This is a genomic window from Pseudogulbenkiania sp. MAI-1, from assembly GCF_000527175.1.
In the GTDB taxonomy this organism is placed as follows: Bacteria; Pseudomonadota; Gammaproteobacteria; order Burkholderiales; family Chromobacteriaceae; genus Pseudogulbenkiania.
Map to the genome: position 1 here is coordinate 1 of NZ_AZUR01000001.1, position 22,758 is coordinate 22,758.

Below are 22,758 nucleotides of genomic sequence, written 5' to 3' on the forward strand. Positions count from 1 at the left end.
ATACCGACCGCCGCGCCGCCCACAAGGCCCGGCGCGGCGGTATCTCCCGCCTTCGCAACAGCGGACCACGGCGGGATTTTTTGCTTTTTATTGCGTGTACTTAATGACCGAACTGGATCACTTCTGGCCTGCGTGCCTCGCCCGCCTCGAGGCCGAACTGTCTTCACAGCAGTTCAACACCTGGATCAAGCCGCTGGCCGCCGAGCTCTCCGAGGACGGCGTGCAGCTGCTGGCGCCCAACCGCTTCATCATGCAGTTCATCAAGGACCGCTTCCTCGGCCGCATCGAGGAGCTGGCCGTCGAGCTGATGGGCGAGGTGCCGGTCGAGCTGAAGCTGGGCAGCCCGAGCGCCGCGCCGGTGGCGGCGCCGGCCAAGCCGGCCGCGCCCAGCGGCAAGAGCGCCCCGGCCGGCGGCGCGGCCCCGGCCCCGAGCGCCGCCACCCCGGCCAAGCAGGCGGCGGTCAAGGCCATCGGCGGCGGACACGAGAGCACCCGGCTCAACCCGGCGTTCACCTTCGACACCCTGGTGACCGGTAAGGGCAACCAGCTCGCGCGCGCCGCGGCGATGCAGATCGCCGAGAATCCGGGCGACCAGGCCTACAACCCGCTGTTCGTGTACGGCGGCGTCGGCCTCGGCAAGACCCACCTGATCCAGGCCATCGGCAACCACGTCTACCACAAGAATCCGCAGGCCAAGATCCGCTACATCCACGCCGAACGCTACGTGGCCGACATCATGCGCGCCTACCAGCACAAGGCCTTCGACGAGTTCAAGCGCTACTACCACTCGCTCGACCTGCTGCTGATCGACGACATCCAGTTCTTCGCGGGCAAGAACCGCACCATGGAGGAGTTCTTCTACGCCTTCAACGCCCTGCTGGAAAGCGGCAAGCAGGTCATCATGACCTGCGACACCTACCCCAAGCAGATCGAAGGCATGGACGAGCGCCTGATCTCGCGCTTCTCCTGGGGGCTGACGGTGGAAATCCAGCCGCCGGAGCTGGAAATGCGCGTGGCCATTCTGATGAAGAAGGCCGAGGCCGACAGCATCAAGCTCGACCACACCGTCGCCTTCTTCATCGCCCAGAACGTGCGCTCCAACGTGCGCGAGCTGGAAGGCGCCCTGAAGCGCGTGGTGGCCTACGCCCGCTTCACCAACCAGAGCATCTCGCTCGAACTGGTCAAGGAGGCGCTCAAAGACATCCTCGCCGCCGGCAACCGCCAGGTGACGGTGGACGCCATCCAGAAGACCGTGGCCGAGTACTACAAGATCAAGCTCGGCGACATGCACAGCAAGAAGCGCAGCCGCGACATCGCCCGCCCGCGCCAGATCGCCATGGCCCTGGCCAAGGAGCTGACCCAGCTCTCCTTGCCCAACATCGGCGACGCCTTCGGCGGGCGCGACCACACCACGGTGCTGCACGCCTGCAAGACCATAGCGGAGATGCGCGGCAGTGACGCCGACATCGCCCACGATTACGATACCCTGCTGCAAATGCTGCGCAATTAATACCTTTCGGGAGCCTGGAACATGCTGATTCTGCAAGCTGAACGCGATGCCCTGCTGAAACCGCTGCTGGCGGTGACGGGGATTGTCGAGCGTCGCCACACGCTGCCCATCCTGTCCAACGTGCTGATCGAGAAGAAGGACGGCGCGGTGGGCTTTTTGGCCACCGACCTGGAAATCCAGATCACCACCGCCAGCGCCGAGACGCTGCCCGGCGAGTCGTTCCGGCTGACCACCTCGGCCAAGAAGCTGCAGGACATCCTGCGCGCCATCCCCGGCAACTCCACCGTGTCGCTGGAGCAGCAGGACACCCGCCTGACGCTGAAAGCCGGCAAGAGCCGCTTCAACCTGCAGACCCTGCCGGCCGAAGACTTCCCGCTGCTGTCGGTCAACGGCGTGCCGGAAGCCACCTTCAGCCTGCCGCAGAAGGAACTCAAGCGCCTGATCTCGCAGGTGCAGTACAGCATGGCGGTGCAGGACATCCGCTACTACCTCAACGGCCTGTTGCTGCAGACCGACGACACCCAGGTGCGCCTGGTGGCCACCGACGGCCACCGCCTGGCCTACGCCGCGGCCGAAATCGACGCCTCGCTGCCCAAGGCCGAGGTGATCCTGCCGCGCAAGACCATCCTCGAACTGTACAAGCTGCTGCAGGACAGCGACGAGCCGATCACCATCGAGCTGCTGGCCAACCAGGTGCGCTTCACCTTCGGCTCCACCGTCATCATCAGCAAGGTGGTGGACGGCAAGTTCCCCGACTACAACCGCGTGATCCCGCTCGACAACGACAAGATCTTCCTGATCGAGCGCCTCACCTTCCTGCACGCGCTGCAGCGCGCCGCCATCCTCGCCAACGAGAAGTTCCGCGGCGTGCGCCTCGTGCTCAAGCCGGGCAGCCTGTCCATCCTGTGTACCAACAGCGAGCAGGAAGAAGCCGAGGAAGAACTGGAAATCGACTACGGCGGCGGCGAGCTGGAAATCGGCTTCAACATCAATTACCTCTTGGACGTGCTGACCAACCTGCCGGCCGACACGCTGCAGCTCGCCTTCGGCGACGCCAACCGCAGCACGCTGGTGACCATTCCGGACTTCAGCCAGTTCAAGTACATCGTGATGCCGATGCGCATCTAACGTGGTTTCGGCCAACTTCGGGCCCCCCGGGTTGGTCGAAGACGAAGGCAGGGACGTTTGTCCCTGCCGGTGACACCTGCCACACGACAGAGAAGGTTTTATGAGCGAACAGGAATACGGCGCCGACAGCATCAAGGTTCTCAAGGGTCTGGATGCCGTACGCAAGCGCCCGGGCATGTACATCGGCGACACCCAGGACGGCACCGGTCTGCACCACATGGTGTTCGAAGTGCTGGACAACGCCATCGACGAAGCGCTGGCCGGTCACGCCGACACCATCAAGGTCACCATCAACCCGGACAACTCCATCTCCGTGGAAGACAACGGCCGCGGCATCCCGACCGACATCCACCCGGAAGAAGGCCGCTCCGCCGCCGAAGTGATCATGACCGTGCTGCACGCCGGCGGTAAGTTCGACAGCAACAGCTACAAGATCTCCGGCGGCCTGCACGGCGTCGGCGTGTCGGTGGTCAACGCCCTGTCCGACTGGCTGCGCCTGAAGATCTGGCGTGACGGCAAGGTGCACGAAATGGAATTCCGCCGCGGCGAAGCGGTCGCCCCGCTCACCGTCACCGGCCACACCACCTACCGCGGCACCGAAGTCACCTTCCGCGCCAGCGAAGAAACCTTCGGCGTGATCGAATACCACTTCGACATCCTCGCCAAGCGCATCCGCGAACTGTCCTTCCTCAACCAGGGCGTGGCCATCACCCTGATCGACAAGCGCACCGGCAAGGAAGAAAGCTTCGCCTTCTCCGGCGGCGTGGCGGGCTTCGTCGAATACATGAACCGCAACAAGACCGCGCTGCACCCCAAGGTGTTCCACGCCATCGGCGAGAAGGACGGCATGACGGTCGAAGTGGCGATGCAATGGAACGACTCCTACCAGGAATCGGTCCAGTGCTTCACCAACAACATCCCGCAGCGCGACGGAGGCAGCCACCTCACCGCGCTGCGCCAGGTGATGACGCGCACGCTCAACGGCTACATCGAAGAAAGCGAAGTGGCCAAGAAGGCCAAGGTCGACACCTCCGGCGACGACATGCGCGAAGGCCTCACCTGCGTGCTCTCGGTCAAGCTGCCCGACCCGAAATTCAGCAGCCAGACCAAGGACAAGCTGGTCTCCAGCGAGATCGGCCCGGTGGTCAACGAAGTGATCAGCGACGCGCTGAAAACCTTCCTGCTGGAAAACCCCAACGACGCCAAGATCATCTGCGGCAAGATCGTCGACGCCGCCCGCGCCCGCGAAGCCGCGCGCAAGGCCCGCGAGATCACCCGCCGCAAGGGCATCATGGACGGCCTCGGCCTGCCCGGCAAACTGGCCGACTGCCAGGAAAAAGACCCGGCGATGTCCGAGCTCTACCTGGTGGAGGGTGACTCCGCCGGCGGCTCCGCCAAGCAAGGCCGCGACCGCAAGTTCCAGGCCATCCTGCCGCTCAAGGGCAAGATCCTCAACGTCGAGCGCGCCCGCTTCGACAAGATGCTGGCCAGCCAGGAAGTCGCCACCCTGATCACCGCGCTCGGCTGCGGCATCGGCAAGGACGAATACAACCCGGACAAGCTGCGCTACCACCGCATCATCATCATGACCGATGCCGACGTGGACGGCGCGCACATCCGCACCCTGCTGCTCACCTTCTTCTATCGCCAGACGCCGGAACTGGTCGAGCGCGGCCACATCTACATCGCCCAGCCGCCGCTCTACAAGGCCAAGCACGGCAAGCAGGAGCGCTACCTCAAGGACGACTACGAGCTCGACCAGTACCTGCTCCAGCTCGCGCTCGACAAGGCCGAGCTGGTGCCGGCCGAAGGCGAAGCCGCGCTCTCCGGCGACACCCTGGCCGAAGTGGCGCGCCAGTTCCTGCTCGCCCGCGCCGTGATCGAACGCGAAAGCCGCGTGGTGGACCCGCTGGTGCTGCAAGCCATGCTCAAGGTCGGCCGCCTGTCGCTCGACACCGAGCACGACGCCCGTTCCGCCATCGCCGCGCTCAACGCCGTACTGCCGGCCGAGTTCATCCAGCTCGACCTGCTGCACGACGAGAAGAACGACGGCTGGATGATCAAGATCACCCGCAAGCTGCACGGCAACGTGCTGGTGACGGTGCTCGACCAGGACTTCCTCGACTCCGGCGACTACGCCGAACTGGCCAAGACCGGCGACCTGCTCAAGGGCCTGCTGCGCGAGGGCGCCACCGTCAAACGCGGCGAAACCGTCAAGCCGGTGGCCGAATTCGGCGAAGCGCTCGACTGGCTGCTGGCCGAAGTGCGCAAGGGCATGAACATCCAGCGCTATAAGGGTCTGGGCGAGATGAACCCGGAACAGCTGTGGGAAACCACCATGGACCCGAACGTGCGGCGCCTGCTCAAGGTGAAGATCGAAGACGTGATGGGCGCCGACGACGTGTTCACCACGCTGATGGGCGACAACGTCGAGCCGCGTAGGGCGTTCATCGAAGGCAATGCGCTGATTGCGCGGAATATTGATGTGTGATGTTGTAGTTGTAGGTTTGCAGAGTTCGTGACATTTTTCAGCACTTAACTGAAAAATCAAACGGTCGTTCATGAGATCCCTGTCAGGTGTGGCAGGGATCTTTTTTTATGTTTACAGCCCGGATTCTGCTGGGAAATGTGTGTTTTTTACGTTTTTCTATAAATATTTAAGTTTATATTTCTATTTTTGACTTTTTGTTTGGCCTTTTTGTCGCAAAAACGCTGTTTGAGACGAACTTGTTTGGTGTGGCCTCTAGTCGATGGCTGGCACAGGTCAAGAGCGATTTCTTGGCTGTAGCCTCGATATATCAAGCATCTTAGCCGCTGTTCGACTCGTCTTTTAGGGCGGGTTCCATCGTAATGATGGCGAAACATGGCTTTGTCGGGATGCTTGGTTATTTATTTTTTGATAATGCCATTTTTAAAAATTTGGTCTAGAATGGTAGATGGTCGAGAAGGGTCTCGACTGTAAGGCACTTTGTGAGTGCATTCTTTTGGAAGAAGGGAGAGAGCAGGTATACGGACAGTTAGCTTAAGTAGCATCACCATCGCGCAAAAAAGAAAAGACGGATGGAGACCACCCGCCTTTTCTTAGCTCCTCAGGAAACCGTGGGAGACACGATACCCGAAGGTCTGGACAACCTGAGTATCGTCCCTCTCCCCTCCTGAGGTCAAGCCCCTTTTTTGCGTTTTGCAACGTACTCATTCACTTGAGAGGCCCTGTCACGCCCTAAGCCTGGCGGGGCCGGGGAGAAATCATGACCCAGCATTCCTACGCTGTGAGCCCTTGGGTTCGTCAGCGAACCCCAGTTCACACTCCTGCCCGCCTGGTAGTTGCCCCAACTGGGAGCATCATCCGCGGGCTGTTTCCTTCAACAAAAGCAGGGAGGATGGTTGCCTATGAGCAATTGCTTGAACTAGATGCGCTGTACCAGTTCGAGTTTGCTCCGCAGGTTGTCGATATCCGTGAACAGCCGTTCAAACTGCAATATGCAAATGGCAACAAAGTTCGGCGCTACACCCCCGACTACGCGCTGATCCTCAGAGATGGCGACATCCTCATTGTCGAAGTGAAGCCACGCCGTTCGCTGGCCAAGCCGGAGGTACATGAAAAGCTGCAGTACATCCGTGAGGCTATGGTTCGGCAAGGGCACCAGTTCATCGTGCTGTCCAGTGACACGATCCGTATGCCATCCCGCTTGGACAACCTCAAGAGGTTGCATCGCTTTCTTGGGCTCCCATTAACCCCTGAGAAGCGGCGCCACTTGCGCCAGCTACGGACTCGGTCGGGAGAGCACACCATCCTCCCTCTTGATTCACTCGCCCAGTACCTGGATGGCATGGATGACGTCTTTTGGTACTTGGCTCATGGGGAACTCAGTTGCGATCTCTCGCAACCCCTGACCGCTGACACGTTGGTTTCACTGATTCCGCAGGAGGCTGACTATGTCTTCGTCGATTCGCTTTAATAAGGGAGGCAGTTTCCTGCTGGACGGTCGGGAGGTGCAGGTAACCCGTGTCATCAATGGCGAACTGGTCACGCTGGAGGACGTGATGTCGCTGGTGGTGTATCAGTACTCCATGGAGCAACTTCTCACATGGTGGGCCGAAGGGCGGGTGGCTCCTAAGTCTCACGCGGATCAGGAGCAGTCTCTGCTGCAACGCAGGAACCCGGACGCGGTCCTGAGTAGCTACCCGCCAGAGCAGGTCGACAAGGCCCTTTGGAAAAAGCGCTATTTGGATGGCCTCCGGCAATTGGGAGTAAAGATTGCCTTTACTGGCATGAAGCTCAAGCCGCTCATAAAGCAGATTGCTGACCAACTGGGAGACCTCCATCCTCCCAGCCCATCATCAATCTATCGCTGGTTTACCAAAGAGAAACGAAGCGATAGTCCTGCTGTCCTGTTGGATCGATTCGAGGCCCGAGGCTGGTTTGGCTGCCGTTTTCCAGTCGAGGTACAGGAAGCCCTCATTGAACTGATTGAAGAAAGGTATCTGGAGCCACCAGGGTGCTCAATCGTAGATATCCTTGACGCATTGCGTAAACGACTTGATGACCTGAATGTTCTCCGCGCCACAGATGCTCAACTCGAGCTTCCTAGCTACGACACGGTACGCCGAGCGATCAAGGCATATCCGGCTTATGAGCACGCCGTAGCGAAATACGGGCAGCAGGAGGCCTCCATCCGGTTTCGGACCAGCATGGCGGGCCCGAAGGCGAAGTACATATTGGAGGTGGCGGAGATTGATCATACCCCGGTCGATTTGTTCGTCGTCGATGAGCGTACTGGCTTACCACTGGGGCGCCCGACGCTAACGATCTTGGTTGATCGCAAGAGCAAGATGATTCTTGGCATCTATGTCAGCTTTGGAGGCCCCAGCACGGAGGCTGTTTTCCAATGCTTGCGGCACGCCATTCTGCCAAAAAATTACCTCCGTGAACGTTACCCACGGGTCGAAGGTCTCTGGCCATGCTTTGGCCTGATGCAAGTACTGGTCTGCGACAACGGGCTGGAGTTTCACAGCAAGGCGCTGGAGCAGGCCTGTTTTGAGCTTGGGATCACATTGCAGTTCTGTCCGAAGAGGAAGCCTTACTTCAAGGGCATGGTCGAGCGGGCATTCCGGTCGATTTCCAGAGGGTTCTTCCATGCCCAGAAGGGCACAAGCCTGGCCAACTGGATGGACCGCCATGGTTATGACCCACTGAAGACGGCTGTCGCTACGTTCGACGAGTTCTTGCACGCGCTGCACATCTGGATCGTTGATGTCTACTCGGTGCGGATTAACCGGGGGTTGAAGCGGACTCCACTGGCCGTCTGGCAAAACGGGGTACATGACAACCCGCCCCGCTTGCCGGACTTGAAGGTATTGGACCAAGCACTGACCGAGTACACCGAGCGTACGTTGTGGCACTACGGCATCGAGCTTCACAAACTGCGTTACAACAGCAAAGAACTCTTTCCCATCCGGCATCAACATGGCGAGAAGGTCACCGTCCAGGTGCGCTACAACCGTGGTGACTTGGGCCACATCTATGTCATCCATCCCAGTACCGGCGAAGCGATCAAGGTACCTGCTATCGAGTTCGACTATGCCTCTGGTCTACGGCTGGAAGTTCATGAGCTTATCTGCCGGGAGGTGCGCGAAGCCGGTTTGGCCGAGGCTAATCCTCTCAATCTGGCGAAGGCCAAGGAACGGATACGAGATGTCATCGGCCAGTCATTGGGTGGCAAGAAGTTGCAGCAGCGCAAGCGCGCTGCCCGTCTCTCCGGCGCGAACTCCCAAGATGCACACCATGTCGCTGCACCCAGGGCAACGTCAGCCTCCAAACCACCAAAGGGGGCTCATCGGATAACCGTTACTCCCAAGCAGTTCAAGTGCAGCTTCCGTCCGTGGGGACAAGGAGGCAAGCCATGAACACCGTCGTAGACAGTTGGATTGCCGAACTGGGCGAGGTGGAGCGCCGGCGACTGTACTTCACTGCTTTCGAACAGGCTATTCGGCGTGTCAGCCGGGTCCATCAGATGGCTCGGGCTGGCAATACTCCGCGCCATGTCATGGTGTTGGGCCCGTCTGGGGCTGGTAAAAGCTCGGTCATGGAAGAGTATGTTCGTCACTTTCCCGCAGTGGAGGAGCCGGAGCAAAAACGGATACCCGTCCTGCGGGTCGAGATCAAATCATCTCCCACCGTGCGCAGTGTGGCAGAAGACATCCTGAAAGCCATGGGGGTGCCTATGGCTTACCGGGGCACGGTCAACGAGAAGACTGATCGGGTTATTTCCTCGTTACAAAAATTTCAGGTCGAACTTCTGATGCTGGACGAGGTGCAGCACCTTCTCGGTGCGACCAAACGCAGCTTCGGTTCCAACGATGAAACGGAGTGGCTCAAGACGCTGCTCAATCAGATCAACATTCCGGTGGTGTTATCGGGCCTGCCCTACGCCGAGGCCATGTTGAGCATCAATGAGCAGCTACGGCGGCGCGTGGAGGGGGTGTGCCAAATGTTGCCATTTACGGTTGACGATGACGACGCCGCTTCCGAATTTGCCGGGGTCGTGAAATGGTTTGATGCGGAAATCCATGGCGGCAAAGCCATCGGACTGTGCCAGGGGGACATGTTGAATCGCCTGTTCTATGCCTCGAATGGCTTGATTGGCTATCTGAGCAAACTGCTGATCGGGGCGATGGAGATCCGTTTCGACCATGGCCGCAAACAGGTAGAACTCTGGATGCTGGAACAGTCGTTTACACAGAATCTCTGGGCAGAGGGGGTTGGAACGCTGAATCCGTTCCATAAGAAGTTCACCTTCCGCCCGTTGACCAAGACCAACGAACTGTTCGCCCCGACCGCGTTCTCGACGGCCAGGTCCGCTACTTAACCCAAGGGAGCCTCCTCCGGTCTGTCTGGAGGAGGCTCAATACCTATGACAATTCGTCTTCCATCCCGTCCGCTGCCTTTCCCGTTGGAAAGCGCGATGGGCTATTTGCTGCGCCTTGGCGTGGCCAACGATTTTGCCTCGCTGACCTGGTTGCAGGCTTATCGCAAGCATGTGGCAATCGAGGTAAAAGACTTCGAACAGTTTTTTCTACAAGCAACAGGTCACCCGCCCCATACCCTTCAACAACTCTGGGGGCCTTCCAGCTCGGCGCTTCCGGCACGGCCAGAAAAGAGGCTGGGGATCAAAACGATCTACTGGAACCTTCACCATCGCCGCTGGTGCCCGGATTGCTTGCGTGAAAAGCCCTACTGGAAAGCAGAATGGCTGGTCACCTTGCAGGTGGCCTGCCCAGTTCATCAACGTGCGCTCCATGAGCAATGCCCCGCCTGCCACCAGCCCGTGGGTTGGTACAGTGGTGGGCTGACACTGTGCCGCTGTGGTCAGCCTTTGGATGAGGGGCCGGTAACCACGGTATCGCCCGCCGTTCTCGAGATTTCCCGGCTCATCAGCGACAAGTTTGCCGCCGCCTGCGGAATGTCTTCGTCCGAATCGGTACCATCAACGACCCTCGACACATTGCTGGAGCCGGTACACCTTGCCAGGCTACTCGATCTGGTGTGGACGCTCGGCTGTTACACCCATGACCGATCACTCAAGAAGCCGCTGAAAGTACAGGATCACCACCGCGTGCACGTCGCGCTACCGATTGTCGAGAGTGGTAGTGCCTTGCTGGTGCGCTGGCCGCAGGCCTTTCACGACTTCATGTCAGACCTGTCCGATCAATCGCAGCAATACGCCCTCAATCTCCGGCTGTTTCTAGGGATCCATCTACAGGCCCTCAGCAAGGCGCTCAGCCATCCGGAGTTGCATTTCGTCCGCCACGAGTTTGAACGGTTTGTCTCCGATAAGTGGAAGGGGGTCATCGTTAATCGACATCGTTTCGTGAACCAGTACATTGCCGACCATCACTCAGTCATTACCGCCAAAGAGGCGGCAGAGATGCTGGATATCACCCGGAAGAAGGTGGTGGCCTTGGTCAATGAAGGACACATTCGGGGCTGGTACCCGGAGTCGCAGGGAAGCCGGCAATTTTTGGTCGTCGACCGGGAGTCGGTAAACCGTTTCAAGCAGGGAAGTGATGGTCAGTTGTTCAACCTGATGGGGGCCGCCGAGTATCTCGGTACGACCAAGGGGCGGATGCGGCTCTTTGTCGCATCGGGATTGCTGTCACCGGCGTATCGTCCCGAAGGCAAGGCTGAATCGTATGCTAATTGGGTTTTTGAGAAAAAGGAGCTGGATCGCTTGCTGGGTGGGCTGGAGGTAAAGCTGCATGCCACTCCAGACTGTGTCAGCCTGGTTTCATTGGCGCAGATCTGTCGCGGCCGTACCCGCGATGGTGCAGACTTGGTAACCGTATTGCAGGCTCTCCAGGAGGGAAAGCTTCAGGTGGTCGCCAGAGATCCGTGCAGGCGGGGGCTGCAGGGCTTGCTATTGGAACGAGAGCAGTTTGAGTCCTGGTTTGCCGGGATACTGCCAGAAAAGCAGGTGTTCGCCTTGGCTCCGGCCGCCCGCTATTTGGGCATCAAGGAACATGTGTTGTACTGGTTGCGCGACCGAGGGTTGCTATTTGGTTTTGTGTATCCGGATGGGCCAAACAAACCCCGGCTCACGCGAGAGACGCTAGATCGCTTCAAGGAGCGTTACGTCTGGGGCCGCATGCTGGGGCAGTTGACCGGCTTTGGCGAAAAGTCGGCGTCTCGTGCCATGTTGGCCCAGGGAGTGTGGCCCGTTACCGGCCCATCCGTGGATGGGGGGACGACCTATCTGTTTCTGCGAGCTGATGTTGAGGTGTACCTCGCGCAAAAGCGTCGACTCGAATAGACGTGGCCACGCCCCAGTCTGCTGAGACACGGCTGCAGGCGAATGTCTTGGTACATTTACAGATCACAAAAGGGGTCATTAGTTACCCCTTAAGGCAAGTTTGTAGGTGTGATATGACCCGAAAGACACTGGGAACCACGGCCCTTCCCGACAAGGTGCAGGTAGCCATTCAAAAACTTGGGATGGACATCAAATTGGCTCGCCAGCGTCGAGTCATGACGCAAGAGGCACTAGCAAAAAACATGTTTGTGACCGCAAAGACGGTTCGGCGTGTCGAGGCGGGCGATCCGGGCGTCAGTCTTGGCGTTTATGCCAGCGCCTTGTTTGTCCTTGGTTTTGCTGACCGCTTGGCGCAGATTGCTGCGCCCGAGACTGACCAGTTTGCCAACTGGCAACAGAGGCATAACATGCCTAAGCGGGTAAGGCAGAAGAAGGACAAAGATGATCGCTTGGATTTCTAATCTCGGTGCGAGGAACCTCTGATGCTTGTGTTTGTGGATACCGAGTTTACCGACTTCATCCAGATCGACCTGATCAGTATCGGGTTGGTGACGGAGGATGGGCGCGAGTTCTATGCCGAGCGCAACGATTATCGGCGTGAGGATTGCAACGACTTTGTGGTGTCAGGCGTACTACCCTTGTTGCACCGTATTCCTGATGCCCGATGCAGCGAAGCGCATCTTTCCTTCCGCTTGCGGGAATGGTTCGAGGACCTGGGCGAGCCGGTAACGCTGGTTTTCGACTATTTTGCGGATTGGGAGCTGCTGGCTGATGCGTTGCTGGGTGGTGGAATACACGAACACCTACCCACCAACGTGGGGGAAAAGTGGTTGCTGTCGCACGAGATCGTCAGCGACCCGATTTTCCAGCAAGCACTGATGGCCACGTATAGCTCCGACTGGCCTCCACACCATGCTCTCGCGGACGCACGTGCGCTGCGTGCCGGGTTTCTGGCATGGCAAGCAGCGAACCCGGAGCGTGCCCCTGAGGAGCTACAACCATGAGCGATCTATCTGAGAAAGCCCGGCTGGAAGTGTTAGCTGCCATCGGTCTACACGCGTTGCGCGACATGCAGGGGCAGCCGGAACGCATCCAGGCACTGTTTAATTCGCTGATGCCGCTTTTCCGCGACCGTATCCCACACCACAAGCTATTATCGCACCTGTGCCAAGAGGCCCGCGCACCACGAGACATAACGCCAGGAAAAATGGCCGTGGTGGACTGTAACGGTGGCTGGTTTGCCGCCACGTTGGCCGATGACCGAGTGATCGAAAGAGCCGACGTGGAGCAACTGGGCGAAGAGTTGCTGCACCTGGGGTATACACCGGACAGTGTGAGAATCGTCGATCAGGCGGATGACCCTGAACGGTCATTGTCTGCAGAGCAGCGAATGGCATTGATTGCCGCAATGAGCAAAGGTGACGTATGAGAGTCGGGTAGCTGACACAGCATTGCTGCCTGGGCACAGTGTGGTTGGGGCTCGACACTGCTCCCTGCTATCGTTCATCAATAATCCACTATTGGTTTCGACGCCATGAAGAGCCCTCACCTCAATATAACCAAGGCGCTCAGACACGTCGGGCAGGTTGATGTGTGCGAGCAGGTCCGCTCCTTCGTGAACAAGACGGAAGGCGTGGTGCAGCAGCATGCCTCGTCACAGACCGTCTATACGCGCCATGCCGGCGATGAGTCGTTTTGCAGAAATCATCTGCGAAATATCAAGACACGCGGGTGAGGTGACCTGCTAGTCTGGTGGCAGGGCTGGTTCGCAATGAATCTATGCCCCTGTCGTTGGTAGCCAACCGATGCCAGGTTGGGTTCAGATGAGTGTGGTTTCAACGAACCTAACAGGGACTTCTAATGTTCGGTGGCAACTGTTAGCCCATGCGCCCTTCCATATTCCGTGCCAAAGTGTAGCCATTACACCGACGGTGGAGTGGACCACGCCATCCATTAAAATTCATACATCATGTGCAATGCACGGCAGGCTTTTAGAAGTCATGTGTATGCTGATAGTATATTGCATGGCATGGTTTCTTGCGATTGTGCATACTATCTAAAACAACCCATATTGAGGGCCGGGAGTGATTTCACTCGATGAGTTTTTGGCTGCCGTAAATTCAGTGCTCTCTCGGAAACTGAATGATCCTCAGCTTGAATGTGTTAAGCACCCACAGTCACCTGCATTGATGATCGTCGCGGGGCCTGGCTCCGGCAAGACCACAGTCTTGGTCTTGCGGGCCTTGCGTCACGTGTTAGTTGACAGAATGCCCCCGGACTCCGTGGTCATCACAACCTTCACTCGGAAAGCGGCTGCTGAACTATCCAGTCGCCTCATCAGCTGGGGCTTGAAGCTCGTTGATCACTTCCGCGCGGAGGCCGTGGTATCAGGTGATGATGCCAGGGACAATTGGCTTGCAAGTCTTGATATCAACGCCATTCAAGCGGGTACCCTTGATAGCTTCTGTCAGCAATGGCTGGGCAGCACACGGCAAGTTGGTTCTCCGGCCCCTGTGATGTTAGAAGAGTTTGCGGCGCACTTTGTATATCGCCGCAAAGTCTTCTCCCCAGCCTATTATCGCGCTGGGCAGCAGGCAACTCTCGATCCCTATCTGGCCCAGTTTAGTTTCGAGCAGCAAGTGCCTCGCAATCAAGGCCAAGCCTGTGACCTCTCGATCACGGTTAACAACCGATTGATCCAGGACTTGGTCGACGTTAGAACATACGGCACAAGTGGAAATGCTGAGCAGGCTCAGGCGACCTTACTTGCTGACTACCGTCAGTATCTCCAAGGTCAGCAGATGTTCGACTTTTCCCTTTGTTCTGAACGTATCCTCGAAGGCTTCAAAGCTGGCACCCTATATCCTGGCCTTACCCCAATACATGCACTTCTGGTTGATGAGTACCAAGATACAAACCCGATGCAAGAAGCGATTTACTTTGAGATCGTGCGGCAATCAGGTTGCGCCTTTGCCGTTGTTGGAGATGATGATCAGGCGCTATACCGATTTCGGGGCGCAACCGTTGAGCTGTTTACAAACTTTCAGCAGCGCTATTCCAGTGTGATAGTGGGTGCAACTAGCCGCCTTGTCTATTTGGTTACCAACCACCGTTCGACCCCGGAGATCATCCAGCTATTCAATGATTTTTCACAGCATGATCCTTTGTTCATGGCTGCACGGGTGGCGGGAAAGCCGGCGATCGCACCGTTTAACCCGAGCCGTGGTGTTCCGGTGCTAGGAATGTTCAGAGACTCAATGGCGGATCTGTCTGCGGATCTGTCGCAATTTCTAGTGGATGTATTCCAAGGGGCAGGACGAACAATTCCTGGTACCTCTGTCACTTTGCGTGCGAGCACAGAAGGCGGTGCCATCGGGGACGCTGTCTTGCTTGCTTCAAGTGTACGGGAATACAAGGATGATAATAAGGGGGGGCTTGTGGAGCGTCTCCCCGTTCAAATGCGCCAGCATCTCCAAAGTGCTGGACTCGGTGTATTCAATCCTCGTGGGCAAGACTTACGCGATATTTTGAGTGTGCAGCGATTATTGGGTCTTATATTACTTTGTATTGACCCCTCGGATGCAATAGAAATAGGAATGCCACTAACCCGTGATACCCAGCGGTATATTCCCCAATGGCGGTTGGCCGCTCAAACGTTTCTGACTTCAAATCCAGCTCCGCACACGCACACTGCATCCTTGAGTACCTATGTAAATGGGTGGCGTACTCGTATAGCAACGTCTGGCACTTGGCCAGATGACATTCCGCTACTCGATCTGCTGTACAAGTTGATTGTGTGGATGCCTGAGTTTCAGCGCGACCCGGAGCACCAAGTGTATCTAGAAGCCATCATGCGTTGCGTGGTGCAAGGAGCTCATTATTCGAGTTATGGGTTCGCGATTCTGGAGCGCGCGCCACACGACTCGCGCAGCCGTTCTGTCGTGATCACGGACCTACTCGCGCCCATTGCCGAGAAGGTGATCGAGATCGACGAAGATTTGCTGTTTGCTATTCCAAGAAACCGTCTCAACATCATGACGATTCACCAGTCCAAAGGGTTGGAGTACCCACTGGTGATCATTGACATCGGATCAGAATTTAAGACTAACCATGCTAAACAGGCTTTTCGTCGGTTTCCCCGAGACCCATCAAGTACCGTTTTGATGGAATCGGCGCTTGCCCCGCACACACCTGTTGGCGCGATACGTATTGCACGAAGCAACATTGATCGAACATTTGATGATTTGATGCGGCTTTATTATGTTGCCTACAGTCGAGCACAGGTTGCTCTGCTGCTTGTTGGCCTAACCAAGAGCATTGAATACAAAACAACAGTCCAAAACATCGCCACGTTCTGGAGGCGCGATGGCTCTTGGTCGTGGAGAAACAATAACCCTCCACTTACTCGTGCCACGCCAACACGGCCGGAACGTATGCCACTAACTCTGCTTTGAGCAAATCATATGGCCCTCGACGCACGACACGAACCGACCACTATTCCTAGCTATAGCCTTACTGGGGACTTGTTGTCCTACCTTCGGTGCGGCCTGCAGTATAGGTATCAAAATGGGAGCGCTTTGCCGCCTGCACGCCCTGTCCAATTATGGTTTGGTGAGTTCATCCATGGTGTGATGGAGATGGCTTACACTTTGTGGAAACAAAGAGGTATCCCGCTCCCTTGGCCGTCGACTACGATTGAGTGGAATGAGCGCGAACAGGGCAAAGGTCTTCCAGAGCACGATATTGGTGAAATCGGGCGACGCGTAGAGGCTGTACTCGCAGTGCAGGGTAAGATTCCGCGTAACCGTGATGCAAGGATGACCGCATATGCACGTGCGGCAGCAGCCATTAACCTCATTGGTCCTCACCTGTTCCCTCTAGTCGTATTCGCCGAAGAACCCTTAGCGGGGTCTCGTCCACTGCCCCCTGTGTCTGGCATAGCCAGCTTGCGGGCTGAACGCTACGGAGTTACTGGCGTTGCTGACGTGTTAACCAATATCAGTCTGAGCCAGGTACCCACCAATAATCTGCTACGAGTTGCGATTGAACGCGAACTGAAGCTACAAGGCGTGGCCTTGCCTCCTGAGTTTGAAGTGATTGTTGACTATAAAGGGGCAGCTCGCCCGGACATCGGATACGAGCAGAAAGACTATTGGCAACAGCATGACTGGCAGATCCAGATGTACGCGTGGTTGCGTGCACGAAAAGCGGAAACCAAGCCTGTTGTCGCAGGTGTAGTTCTATATGTAAATGAGTTGTTGCCTAGTACAACCGATGTTATCGGGTTACGTAGCCAAATTCGGGGCGGAAAGTCCGATGTTGTGCCTGAAAGAGGAAGCGAGGACTATTACGTTCTGCAAACTGCTCGCGCCGGATCTGATGCACGGAGTGAGTTGAGCGAGTCCTTCCGAATTCAGCGGGCTCTTAGGGTTATCCCTGTTACGCCAACCAGCATGCAGGCAGCAGGTCAGGCTTTCGATCATGTCGTACTCGATATCGAGCAACGGATCTCGTCAGAGATCGCTCTTGGTGATATTTCACATGTATGGCAACCTTCTTGCCAAGACACTAGTACCTGTATAGCGTGCGACTTCAGGTACTTTTGCCCTCAGCCCGCAGGTAAGGATGCTTCATATGTGATTGAGCCGCCTCCTGTACCATGAGCCGCCCTGGGCTCTCGCGGTTGATCTGTCCAGCTCCCCGTGAACACTAACTTAAGGTGGATAATCACCACCAAGGCGCAGTGTCCATGACCAAAACCTGATGTACTTGCCCCGAGGCTCTCAAACACGAGCTGTTGAGTAGGTGTTACCTGGCAATCCATTGCGGCATGTCGCCCAGGCTTTCGACATCACTGAATCGATTCTGGGCAAATGGAAGCGGCAGCTTCAAGAGCCCGGGGCAGCTGCTTTCCCCAGTCGCGGCAAGCAGAGCGGTGAAGCAGCCAAACTCAAACGGCTGCGCGACGATCTTGCTCGCGTCACCATGGTGCGCGATGTCCTAAAACAAGCGCTTGCCATCTTCTCGTAACCTACGAAGTGAGATTCCGCGCGATTCGGACACTATCGGAGCCGTTACCCGGTGACCCCGATGTGCCATTTACTCTTTCGCGTCTCCCGCAGTGGCTACCATGCATGGCTGCACCGTGGTACTCGGCCTGTATTCCCGGGCCGTGGTGGTTGGGCTATGCATCATCGGGTGCAGCAAGAGCTTAGACATGCGGCCCTCACGATGGCCGTAGCTCGCCGCAGGCCTGCTGGGAAAATCATTCTCCACCCAGACCGGGGTAGCCAGTATTGAGGCTTTGCCAATTATGACTTAGCCCCCCAAGGGTGCTTGGTTGTTGATGTTGATAACTGTAGAATGTCAAAAAATTTTGCCTTGTAGTTAATTTGACATGCTACTTATAACAAATTGTAGTTCTAAAAAAAGGCCACTTGATGGCCATGTATTAAATGCGAGAAGCATGTGCGCCTCCGATCTAGAGAGTTACGCAAGAGCTTGGGTAGATGCTGTGTCGAATGCACCTGCAGTGGCACAAGCGAGGCATCTCTATGCGGGGCAAGGCGCCGCTTCTGCGCGTGCTACAGAAGAACGCTGTGGTGTTGAACTGCAATTTGTGTCTGCTGGCCTTGGTGTAATTTCTGCAGATGAAGTCATACCCCTCTATGACTTAACTGTATCAAAGCTTGGCCCCGGCCCGTGCCATTCACTTGGTTCTTCAGCCACCCCGAGCGCATGGTGGAGTGCTCTTTGTCGTGCCAGAGGGTGCCAAAATGTGCTGGCTCAGATGATCAAGTGTCGTGACGACCTTGCCATTGTTGCCTTGCCTGAGACGTACCTAGCCATGATTGAAGATGACCTTTGTTCGCTTACAGAGGAGCATATGGCTAAGTTGCGAATCATCGTCGCACGGAAAGCAAAGGTCCCTGGCAGGCTGAGGCAATGGGCTATTCCATATGATTCTCGACTTAACCAGCTGGCAGGAGCCCGCTCTGGAAGTGTGTCTTCGCTGGCTGCACGCGCAGCGTTCCATTTCATCTCTCTGATCCGTGAAGTACCCACGCTATTGGATATAGACGCGCAACGGGCCGAGATTCAACGGCTTCTGGATGCCGTGACCCCAGTGGTTAAACCCGTGCGCAAGTTCGCTAGCGATGATCAGATACTGTCGGCCATTCTAGCGATGAAATCTGATGAACGTTGGGGACGCTCTTATACATTGGGAAAGCTAAGGAATGAACTAGGAATCGCCTGTGAGGAGCGTAGGTTCAGGGGAATTTTTGCGCAAGCCGAAGCTTGCCTGCATGGTAGTTGTGAGAGACTATGAATATTCAGCCGACCGAAATCAAGGTATCTGCAATCGCTTTCCAGCAGGGTGATGTGCAGTTATACAGCTTCGTTGTTGAAGGTAGGGCGCTTACGCGCATCGCGGATCTAAGCCGACTTAAACGAGACGATGATGGGGGCCTCGAAGGATTTCAGCGCCCGGAGATTCAGCAGCACGTCAAGCAGATCACTGACTATCTTAACGAAGGAAGCGGTCTTTTTCCGAATGCGATAATCCTTGCTCTTTCTCCAGACGTGAAGTTTTCATGCCCACGGGGCCCTGCAAGGACCGGAGTGCCGGCGAACTCCCGCCCAGGTTACCTTAGTTTGCCAGCAAGGGCAGAAGGGGAAAGGGTCGCGTGGATTGTAGATGGGCAACAAAGATCCCTTGCTCTTGCAAGATCTAACAAGGGGGATCTGTTGGTTCCGGTGATTGCATTTGTTGCCAACTCGCTTGAATTGCAGCGGCAGCAATTTATTCTCGTGAACCGGGCAAAGCCTCTACCACAGCGACTTGTGAATGAATTGTTACCAGAGACTGATGACACATTCCTTCCTCGAGACCTGGCTGCCAACAAGATTCCTGCCCAACTATGTGCGGCTCTGCATGAGAACTCGCGGTCACCATTCTTTGGCCGAATAAGCCGTCCATCTGGTAAGCCTGCACGTGTAGATACGTTCACGGATTCCGCCATCATCGTAATGATTCGGGAGAGGATTAATAATCCTATAGGCGCATTAGCCCACTTAAAGGGATACCAGTCGCGTTGTAGTGACATCGACATGATGTACAGGGTACTAGATGCCTACTGGTCGGCAGTTGCTGAAACTTTTCCTGATGCTTGGGTTCTACCCCCAGAGCGGAGTCGTTTGACACACAGTGCTGGAATACGTGCAATGGGTTCTTTGTTAGACCGTATGGCTAGTCGGGTAGATTTGAAGAGGAAAGATCTAAAGGTTTCTTTCAAAAGTGAATTGGCGCCACTTGCGGAACGATGTGCTTGGACGTCAGGGACTTGGCCATATACAAACCTCCCGTGGAATGCTATTGAGGTTACCCCAAGGGGAATCAATGAGCTCACTCGTACATTAAATAGTATGTATATGGAAACAGTTACTGCATGAAGTTTATATTCGCGGATGCTCTTGATCAGATAGATCCGGGCTACAACTTTCTAACTGACGAGAATACTCCTGGTCGGAAAGCATATTGGGATGATCAATATCCCCATGAGTTTTTTGATCGCCCCCCATATGACGGAGTTCTTATATCAAGAGGTATTGTGGGGGATTCTCGCCGCAAGGGTAAGTATACTGATGCCCAGGCGATGCGTCTTCGTCGCGAGGGCGCGCGCGAATTTCTTCGATTGGACCGTGATAAGCACAAAAATTTGTCTGTTTTCGGCGACTGTGGGGCATTTTCGTATGTTGCCGAGAAGGTCCCCCCCTATTCAGCCGATGACATGGCTGAGTTTTACGAGGATGGACAATTTAGTCATGGGTGTTCAGTCGATCATATCATCTTTGGCTTCCGTCCAGAAAATAAAGATTTGGACGGTGCTGAAGGCGATGAGAAGGAACGCTTCGATATTACTCAGGAAAATGCCCGACAGTTTCTGGAAAGAACGAGACAAAGCAAGAGCTTTACTCCCTTAGGGGTTGTGCAGGGGTGGTCTCCGGATAGTATGGCCATTGCTGCACAAAACCTGGAAAAGATGGGGTATGACTACCTAGCCGTGGGTGGTATGGTCCCCCTCGATGCACCACAGATTCACCTTGCATTGCAGGCCATAAGAGACCGCCTCAAGCCATCAACAAGGTTACACATATTGGGTTTTGCAAAGGCTGAGCAAATCAAGGATTTTAATGGTTATGGTATTGCCAGCTTCGACTCGACTTCGCCATTGATTCGTGCATTTAAAGATGCTAAAAGCAATTATTATGTTGGCAAGGAAAGTGACGGGCTGGATTACTATACAGCGATTAGGATTCCGCTTGCGTTAGAGAACTTGAAACTGACTCGCGCAGTAAAGGAAGGCAGGCTAGATCAAGATGAGTTAGCTCAACGAGAGGCCAAAGCGCTTCATTTGCTGCGTCTGTTCGATCAGGGGCAAGCCCGTGTGGAAGATGTCGTTTATGAGGTGCTTAAGTATCAGCGGTTGTTCTTGAGCGTCGATTACAAGACCGAGGTGGCGCTCGATAAAGCGATGTCAAAGGTGGAGAAAAACCTTCTTCGCACTTTAACGGATCGGCCTTGGCAAGCATGCCAATGCAAGGTTTGTGCATCAGTTGGGATTGAGGTGGCAATCTTCCGCTCCAGCAACAGAAATCGGCGCCGTGGGTTTCACAACCTTCAGGTCTACTACCAGCATTTGCAGAGAATAATTCATGGGAAATAACATCTTCAGATTTGACGCGCTGGTCGCTAAACAGAGTACTGCGCATGAAGTATTGATGATTAGGGCTACTGCTGCAGAAATTCATCAGATAGCCCAGGTTGACCGGCTTGGGCGCGATGAAGAAGGTGCCGTGAGCGGATTCCAAAGGCCTCAAATTGCCAGTCACATTGCGGAGATTCGAAGATATTTGAGTCAGTCCGACGCAGTGCTCCCTAATGCGATTGTTCTAGCATTTGTTGGGGATGCCCGCGTGATAACTGATAAAAATGGAGGCGATGTTCTTGAGGTAAATGCCAGTAATGGAAAGCCTGCATTGGTTGTCGACGGTCAGCAGCGTCTGTCTGCATTGACGCAGACTAAGCGAGATGATTTTCAGCTTTTTGTATCATGTCTCATATGCAAAGACATAGACGAACTGCGCCGCCAATTTATCCTTATCAACAATACTAAACCGCTGCCAAAGTCGCTGATATACGAACTTCTGCCCTCAGTAAGGGAGTTGCCTGATCGCTTGTCTTCCCGTTCATTGGCAGCAGCAGTAACGGAAAAACTAAATTTTTCCAAGCAGAGCTCCCTGTTTGGAAAAGTGAAAATGCAAAGTAATCCAGCCGGGATTATCAACGATACGACGCTGCAAAAGGCAATCATGAACTCAGAGTCATCTGGTGCTTTACAAGTACTGTCTCGGCGATCACCAGATGTTGGTCCAATGGCCGACCTTGTCAGTAATTTCTACGCAGCAGTCCAAGATGTATTCGCTGAGGACTGGATCAACCATAAACCGGCCACCTCAAGATTACTCCATGGAGCGGGTATCGTGGCAATGGGTTATGTGATGGATGAAATATTCTGTCGAACTGGAGATGCATCGATTGATGCATTTAGGTCTGGGTTAAAGCCTCTTGTGGGAAAAACTGCCTGGACATCAGGGCACTGGTCATTTTCTGACTCCGAAATTGTAGCTTGGAACCATATTGAGAACACCCCACGACAGTATCAACAATTAGCTGAGCATTTGGTTGGGTTTATTCGTCGTTCACCGAAAATGAAGCGTCAAGTAGCCTCTAGGTGAGATGAAACCTGCTTGAGATTTTCGGAATTTTTATTGCATAAATATAGATGGTGAGGTAGTCATGAGCAATGGACTTGCATCACCGGCTGCTGTGAATAATCTAGCCAGTGGTTTGCTAAAGATAGGTGATTCTCTGCACGCGACATTGCGACGTTTGTCAGACGCGAACAGTATGAATGTTGGAGAAACATATCGACTTCTGACAGAAGAGTATGCTCTGAAGTCTCGCGTTCATGCTCTTGCAATTCAACCACAGAACTATGTTGTGCATGGTTTAAAGATCAAAGATGAGGAATTAGGGTCCTTGCTTGACCGAGTGAATCGTCTGATTCAAGCTGACCTTTCTCATGAACAACTTTCTATCATTGTTGCTGACCTAATAGCATTTACAGCTATGGTTTTTACCAAAAAGCCACATCTTATTGAGCTAATGGGAGCTGAGCTGGAGGGAAGCCTTTTATGAGGTGCTAAATTTTGGTGGTGCCATGTAGAGGAAAGGGCTTGTTTTAT

At 55.3% G+C, this 22,758-nt stretch carries 18 protein-coding genes; all 18 read left to right on the top strand.

From position 1 onward, the window contains the following. The first annotated feature begins 103 nt into the window (after positions 1-103). Positions 104-1,510, top strand: a complete 1,407-nt coding sequence (gene dnaA, locus PSEMAI1_RS0100005) for a chromosomal replication initiator protein DnaA (protein WP_024300880.1) — start codon at positions 104-106, stop codon at positions 1,508-1,510. Between the two features lie 21 nt (positions 1,511-1,531). Then, on the top strand, positions 1,532-2,638 hold the full coding sequence (gene dnaN, locus PSEMAI1_RS0100010; protein ID WP_024300881.1) for a DNA polymerase III subunit beta: 1,107 nt from the start codon (positions 1,532-1,534) through the stop codon (positions 2,636-2,638). A gap of 100 nt (positions 2,639-2,738) precedes the next feature. Then, complete coding sequence (gyrB, locus tag PSEMAI1_RS0100015; protein WP_024300882.1) at positions 2,739-5,129, top strand: DNA topoisomerase (ATP-hydrolyzing) subunit B; 2,391 nt, start codon at positions 2,739-2,741, stop codon at positions 5,127-5,129. 757 nt (positions 5,130-5,886) lie between these two features. Next, positions 5,887-6,597, top strand: coding sequence for a TnsA endonuclease N-terminal domain-containing protein (locus tag PSEMAI1_RS20800; protein ID WP_024300883.1), 711 nt, complete (start codon positions 5,887-5,889; stop codon positions 6,595-6,597). Beyond that, positions 6,575-8,545: a DDE-type integrase/transposase/recombinase gene (locus PSEMAI1_RS0100025; RefSeq protein WP_024300884.1), complete on the top strand. Its 1,971-nt coding sequence runs from the start codon at positions 6,575-6,577 to the stop codon at positions 8,543-8,545. The genes PSEMAI1_RS20800 and PSEMAI1_RS0100025 overlap by 23 nt, the downstream gene beginning before the upstream one ends. Then, a complete protein-coding gene (locus PSEMAI1_RS0100030; RefSeq protein ID WP_024300885.1) occupies positions 8,542-9,507 on the top strand; it encodes a TniB family NTP-binding protein in 966 nt (321 codons plus the stop codon). Before PSEMAI1_RS0100025 ends, PSEMAI1_RS0100030 begins: the two co-directional genes overlap by 4 nt. Positions 9,508-9,552: 45 nt before the next feature. Beyond that, positions 9,553-11,448: a TniQ family protein gene (locus PSEMAI1_RS0100035; RefSeq protein ID WP_084612596.1), complete on the top strand. Its 1,896-nt coding sequence runs from the start codon at positions 9,553-9,555 to the stop codon at positions 11,446-11,448. 113 nt (positions 11,449-11,561) lie between these two features. Then, on the top strand, positions 11,562-11,909 hold the full coding sequence (locus PSEMAI1_RS0100040; protein WP_024300887.1) for a helix-turn-helix transcriptional regulator: 348 nt from the start codon (positions 11,562-11,564) through the stop codon (positions 11,907-11,909). Between the two features lie 21 nt (positions 11,910-11,930). Then, positions 11,931-12,452 (top strand): hypothetical protein, encoded by a 522-nt coding sequence (locus tag PSEMAI1_RS20805; protein ID WP_024300888.1) that lies wholly within the window; start codon positions 11,931-11,933, stop codon positions 12,450-12,452. Further along, complete coding sequence (locus PSEMAI1_RS0100050; RefSeq protein WP_024300889.1) at positions 12,449-12,877, top strand: hypothetical protein; 429 nt, start codon at positions 12,449-12,451, stop codon at positions 12,875-12,877. Before PSEMAI1_RS20805 ends, PSEMAI1_RS0100050 begins: the two co-directional genes overlap by 4 nt. A 694-nt stretch (positions 12,878-13,571) precedes the next feature. Continuing rightward, positions 13,572-15,902, top strand: a complete 2,331-nt coding sequence (locus PSEMAI1_RS0100055) for a DEAD/DEAH box helicase (protein ID WP_255327058.1) — start codon at positions 13,572-13,574, stop codon at positions 15,900-15,902. 183 nt (positions 15,903-16,085) lie between these two features. Beyond that, positions 16,086-17,111: a hypothetical protein gene (locus PSEMAI1_RS21035; protein ID WP_198019566.1), complete on the top strand. Its 1,026-nt coding sequence runs from the start codon at positions 16,086-16,088 to the stop codon at positions 17,109-17,111. Positions 17,112-17,253: 142 nt separating this feature from the next. After that, positions 17,254-17,478 carry a transposase gene (locus tag PSEMAI1_RS20385; protein WP_156943060.1) on the top strand — a complete coding sequence of 75 codons (225 nt, stop codon included), beginning with the start codon at positions 17,254-17,256 and terminating at the stop codon, positions 17,476-17,478. A 436-nt stretch (positions 17,479-17,914) separates the two neighbouring features. Continuing rightward, positions 17,915-18,778, top strand: coding sequence for a hypothetical protein (locus PSEMAI1_RS21605; protein WP_156943061.1), 864 nt, complete (start codon positions 17,915-17,917; stop codon positions 18,776-18,778). After that, entirely contained in the window at positions 18,775-19,902 is a 1,128-nt protein-coding gene (gene dbpB, locus PSEMAI1_RS21040) for a DGQHR domain-containing protein DpdB (protein WP_084612599.1), read from the top strand. The genes PSEMAI1_RS21605 and dbpB (PSEMAI1_RS21040) overlap by 4 nt, the downstream gene beginning before the upstream one ends. Further along, the gene (gene dpdA, locus PSEMAI1_RS0100075; RefSeq protein ID WP_024300891.1) at positions 19,899-21,176 is read left to right on the top strand and encodes a tRNA-guanine transglycosylase DpdA; all 1,278 of its coding nucleotides are present in this window, start codon (positions 19,899-19,901) and stop codon (positions 21,174-21,176) included. Before dbpB (PSEMAI1_RS21040) ends, dpdA begins: the two co-directional genes overlap by 4 nt. Next, the gene (gene dbpB, locus PSEMAI1_RS21045; RefSeq protein WP_084612600.1) at positions 21,166-22,248 is read left to right on the top strand and encodes a DGQHR domain-containing protein DpdB; all 1,083 of its coding nucleotides are present in this window, start codon (positions 21,166-21,168) and stop codon (positions 22,246-22,248) included. Before dpdA ends, dbpB (PSEMAI1_RS21045) begins: the two co-directional genes overlap by 11 nt. A gap of 61 nt (positions 22,249-22,309) precedes the next feature. Beyond that, entirely contained in the window at positions 22,310-22,711 is a 402-nt protein-coding gene (locus PSEMAI1_RS21610) for a hypothetical protein (RefSeq protein WP_156943062.1), read from the top strand. Positions 22,712-22,758 lie beyond the last annotated feature (47 nt).

Coding starts and splice junctions, on each gene's coding strand:
- dnaA (WP_024300880.1), top strand. CDS start 104: ATGACCGAACTGGATCACTTCTGGCCTGCGTGCCTCGCCCGCCTCGAG.
- dnaN (WP_024300881.1), top strand. CDS start 1,532: ATGCTGATTCTGCAAGCTGAACGCGATGCCCTGCTGAAACCGCTGCTG.
- gyrB (WP_024300882.1), top strand. CDS start 2,739: ATGAGCGAACAGGAATACGGCGCCGACAGCATCAAGGTTCTCAAGGGT.
- PSEMAI1_RS20800 (WP_024300883.1), top strand. CDS start 5,887: ATGACCCAGCATTCCTACGCTGTGAGCCCTTGGGTTCGTCAGCGAACC.
- PSEMAI1_RS0100025 (WP_024300884.1), top strand. CDS start 6,575: ATGTCTTCGTCGATTCGCTTTAATAAGGGAGGCAGTTTCCTGCTGGAC.
- PSEMAI1_RS0100030 (WP_024300885.1), top strand. CDS start 8,542: ATGAACACCGTCGTAGACAGTTGGATTGCCGAACTGGGCGAGGTGGAG.
- PSEMAI1_RS0100035 (WP_084612596.1), top strand. CDS start 9,553: ATGACAATTCGTCTTCCATCCCGTCCGCTGCCTTTCCCGTTGGAAAGC.
- PSEMAI1_RS0100040 (WP_024300887.1), top strand. CDS start 11,562: ATGACCCGAAAGACACTGGGAACCACGGCCCTTCCCGACAAGGTGCAG.
- PSEMAI1_RS20805 (WP_024300888.1), top strand. CDS start 11,931: ATGCTTGTGTTTGTGGATACCGAGTTTACCGACTTCATCCAGATCGAC.
- PSEMAI1_RS0100050 (WP_024300889.1), top strand. CDS start 12,449: ATGAGCGATCTATCTGAGAAAGCCCGGCTGGAAGTGTTAGCTGCCATC.
- PSEMAI1_RS21035 (WP_198019566.1), top strand. CDS start 16,086: ATGGCTTACACTTTGTGGAAACAAAGAGGTATCCCGCTCCCTTGGCCG.
- PSEMAI1_RS21605 (WP_156943061.1), top strand. CDS start 17,915: ATGTGCGCCTCCGATCTAGAGAGTTACGCAAGAGCTTGGGTAGATGCT.
- dbpB (WP_084612599.1), top strand. CDS start 18,775: ATGAATATTCAGCCGACCGAAATCAAGGTATCTGCAATCGCTTTCCAG.
- dpdA (WP_024300891.1), top strand. CDS start 19,899: ATGAAGTTTATATTCGCGGATGCTCTTGATCAGATAGATCCGGGCTAC.
- dbpB (WP_084612600.1), top strand. CDS start 21,166: ATGGGAAATAACATCTTCAGATTTGACGCGCTGGTCGCTAAACAGAGT.
- PSEMAI1_RS21610 (WP_156943062.1), top strand. CDS start 22,310: ATGAGCAATGGACTTGCATCACCGGCTGCTGTGAATAATCTAGCCAGT.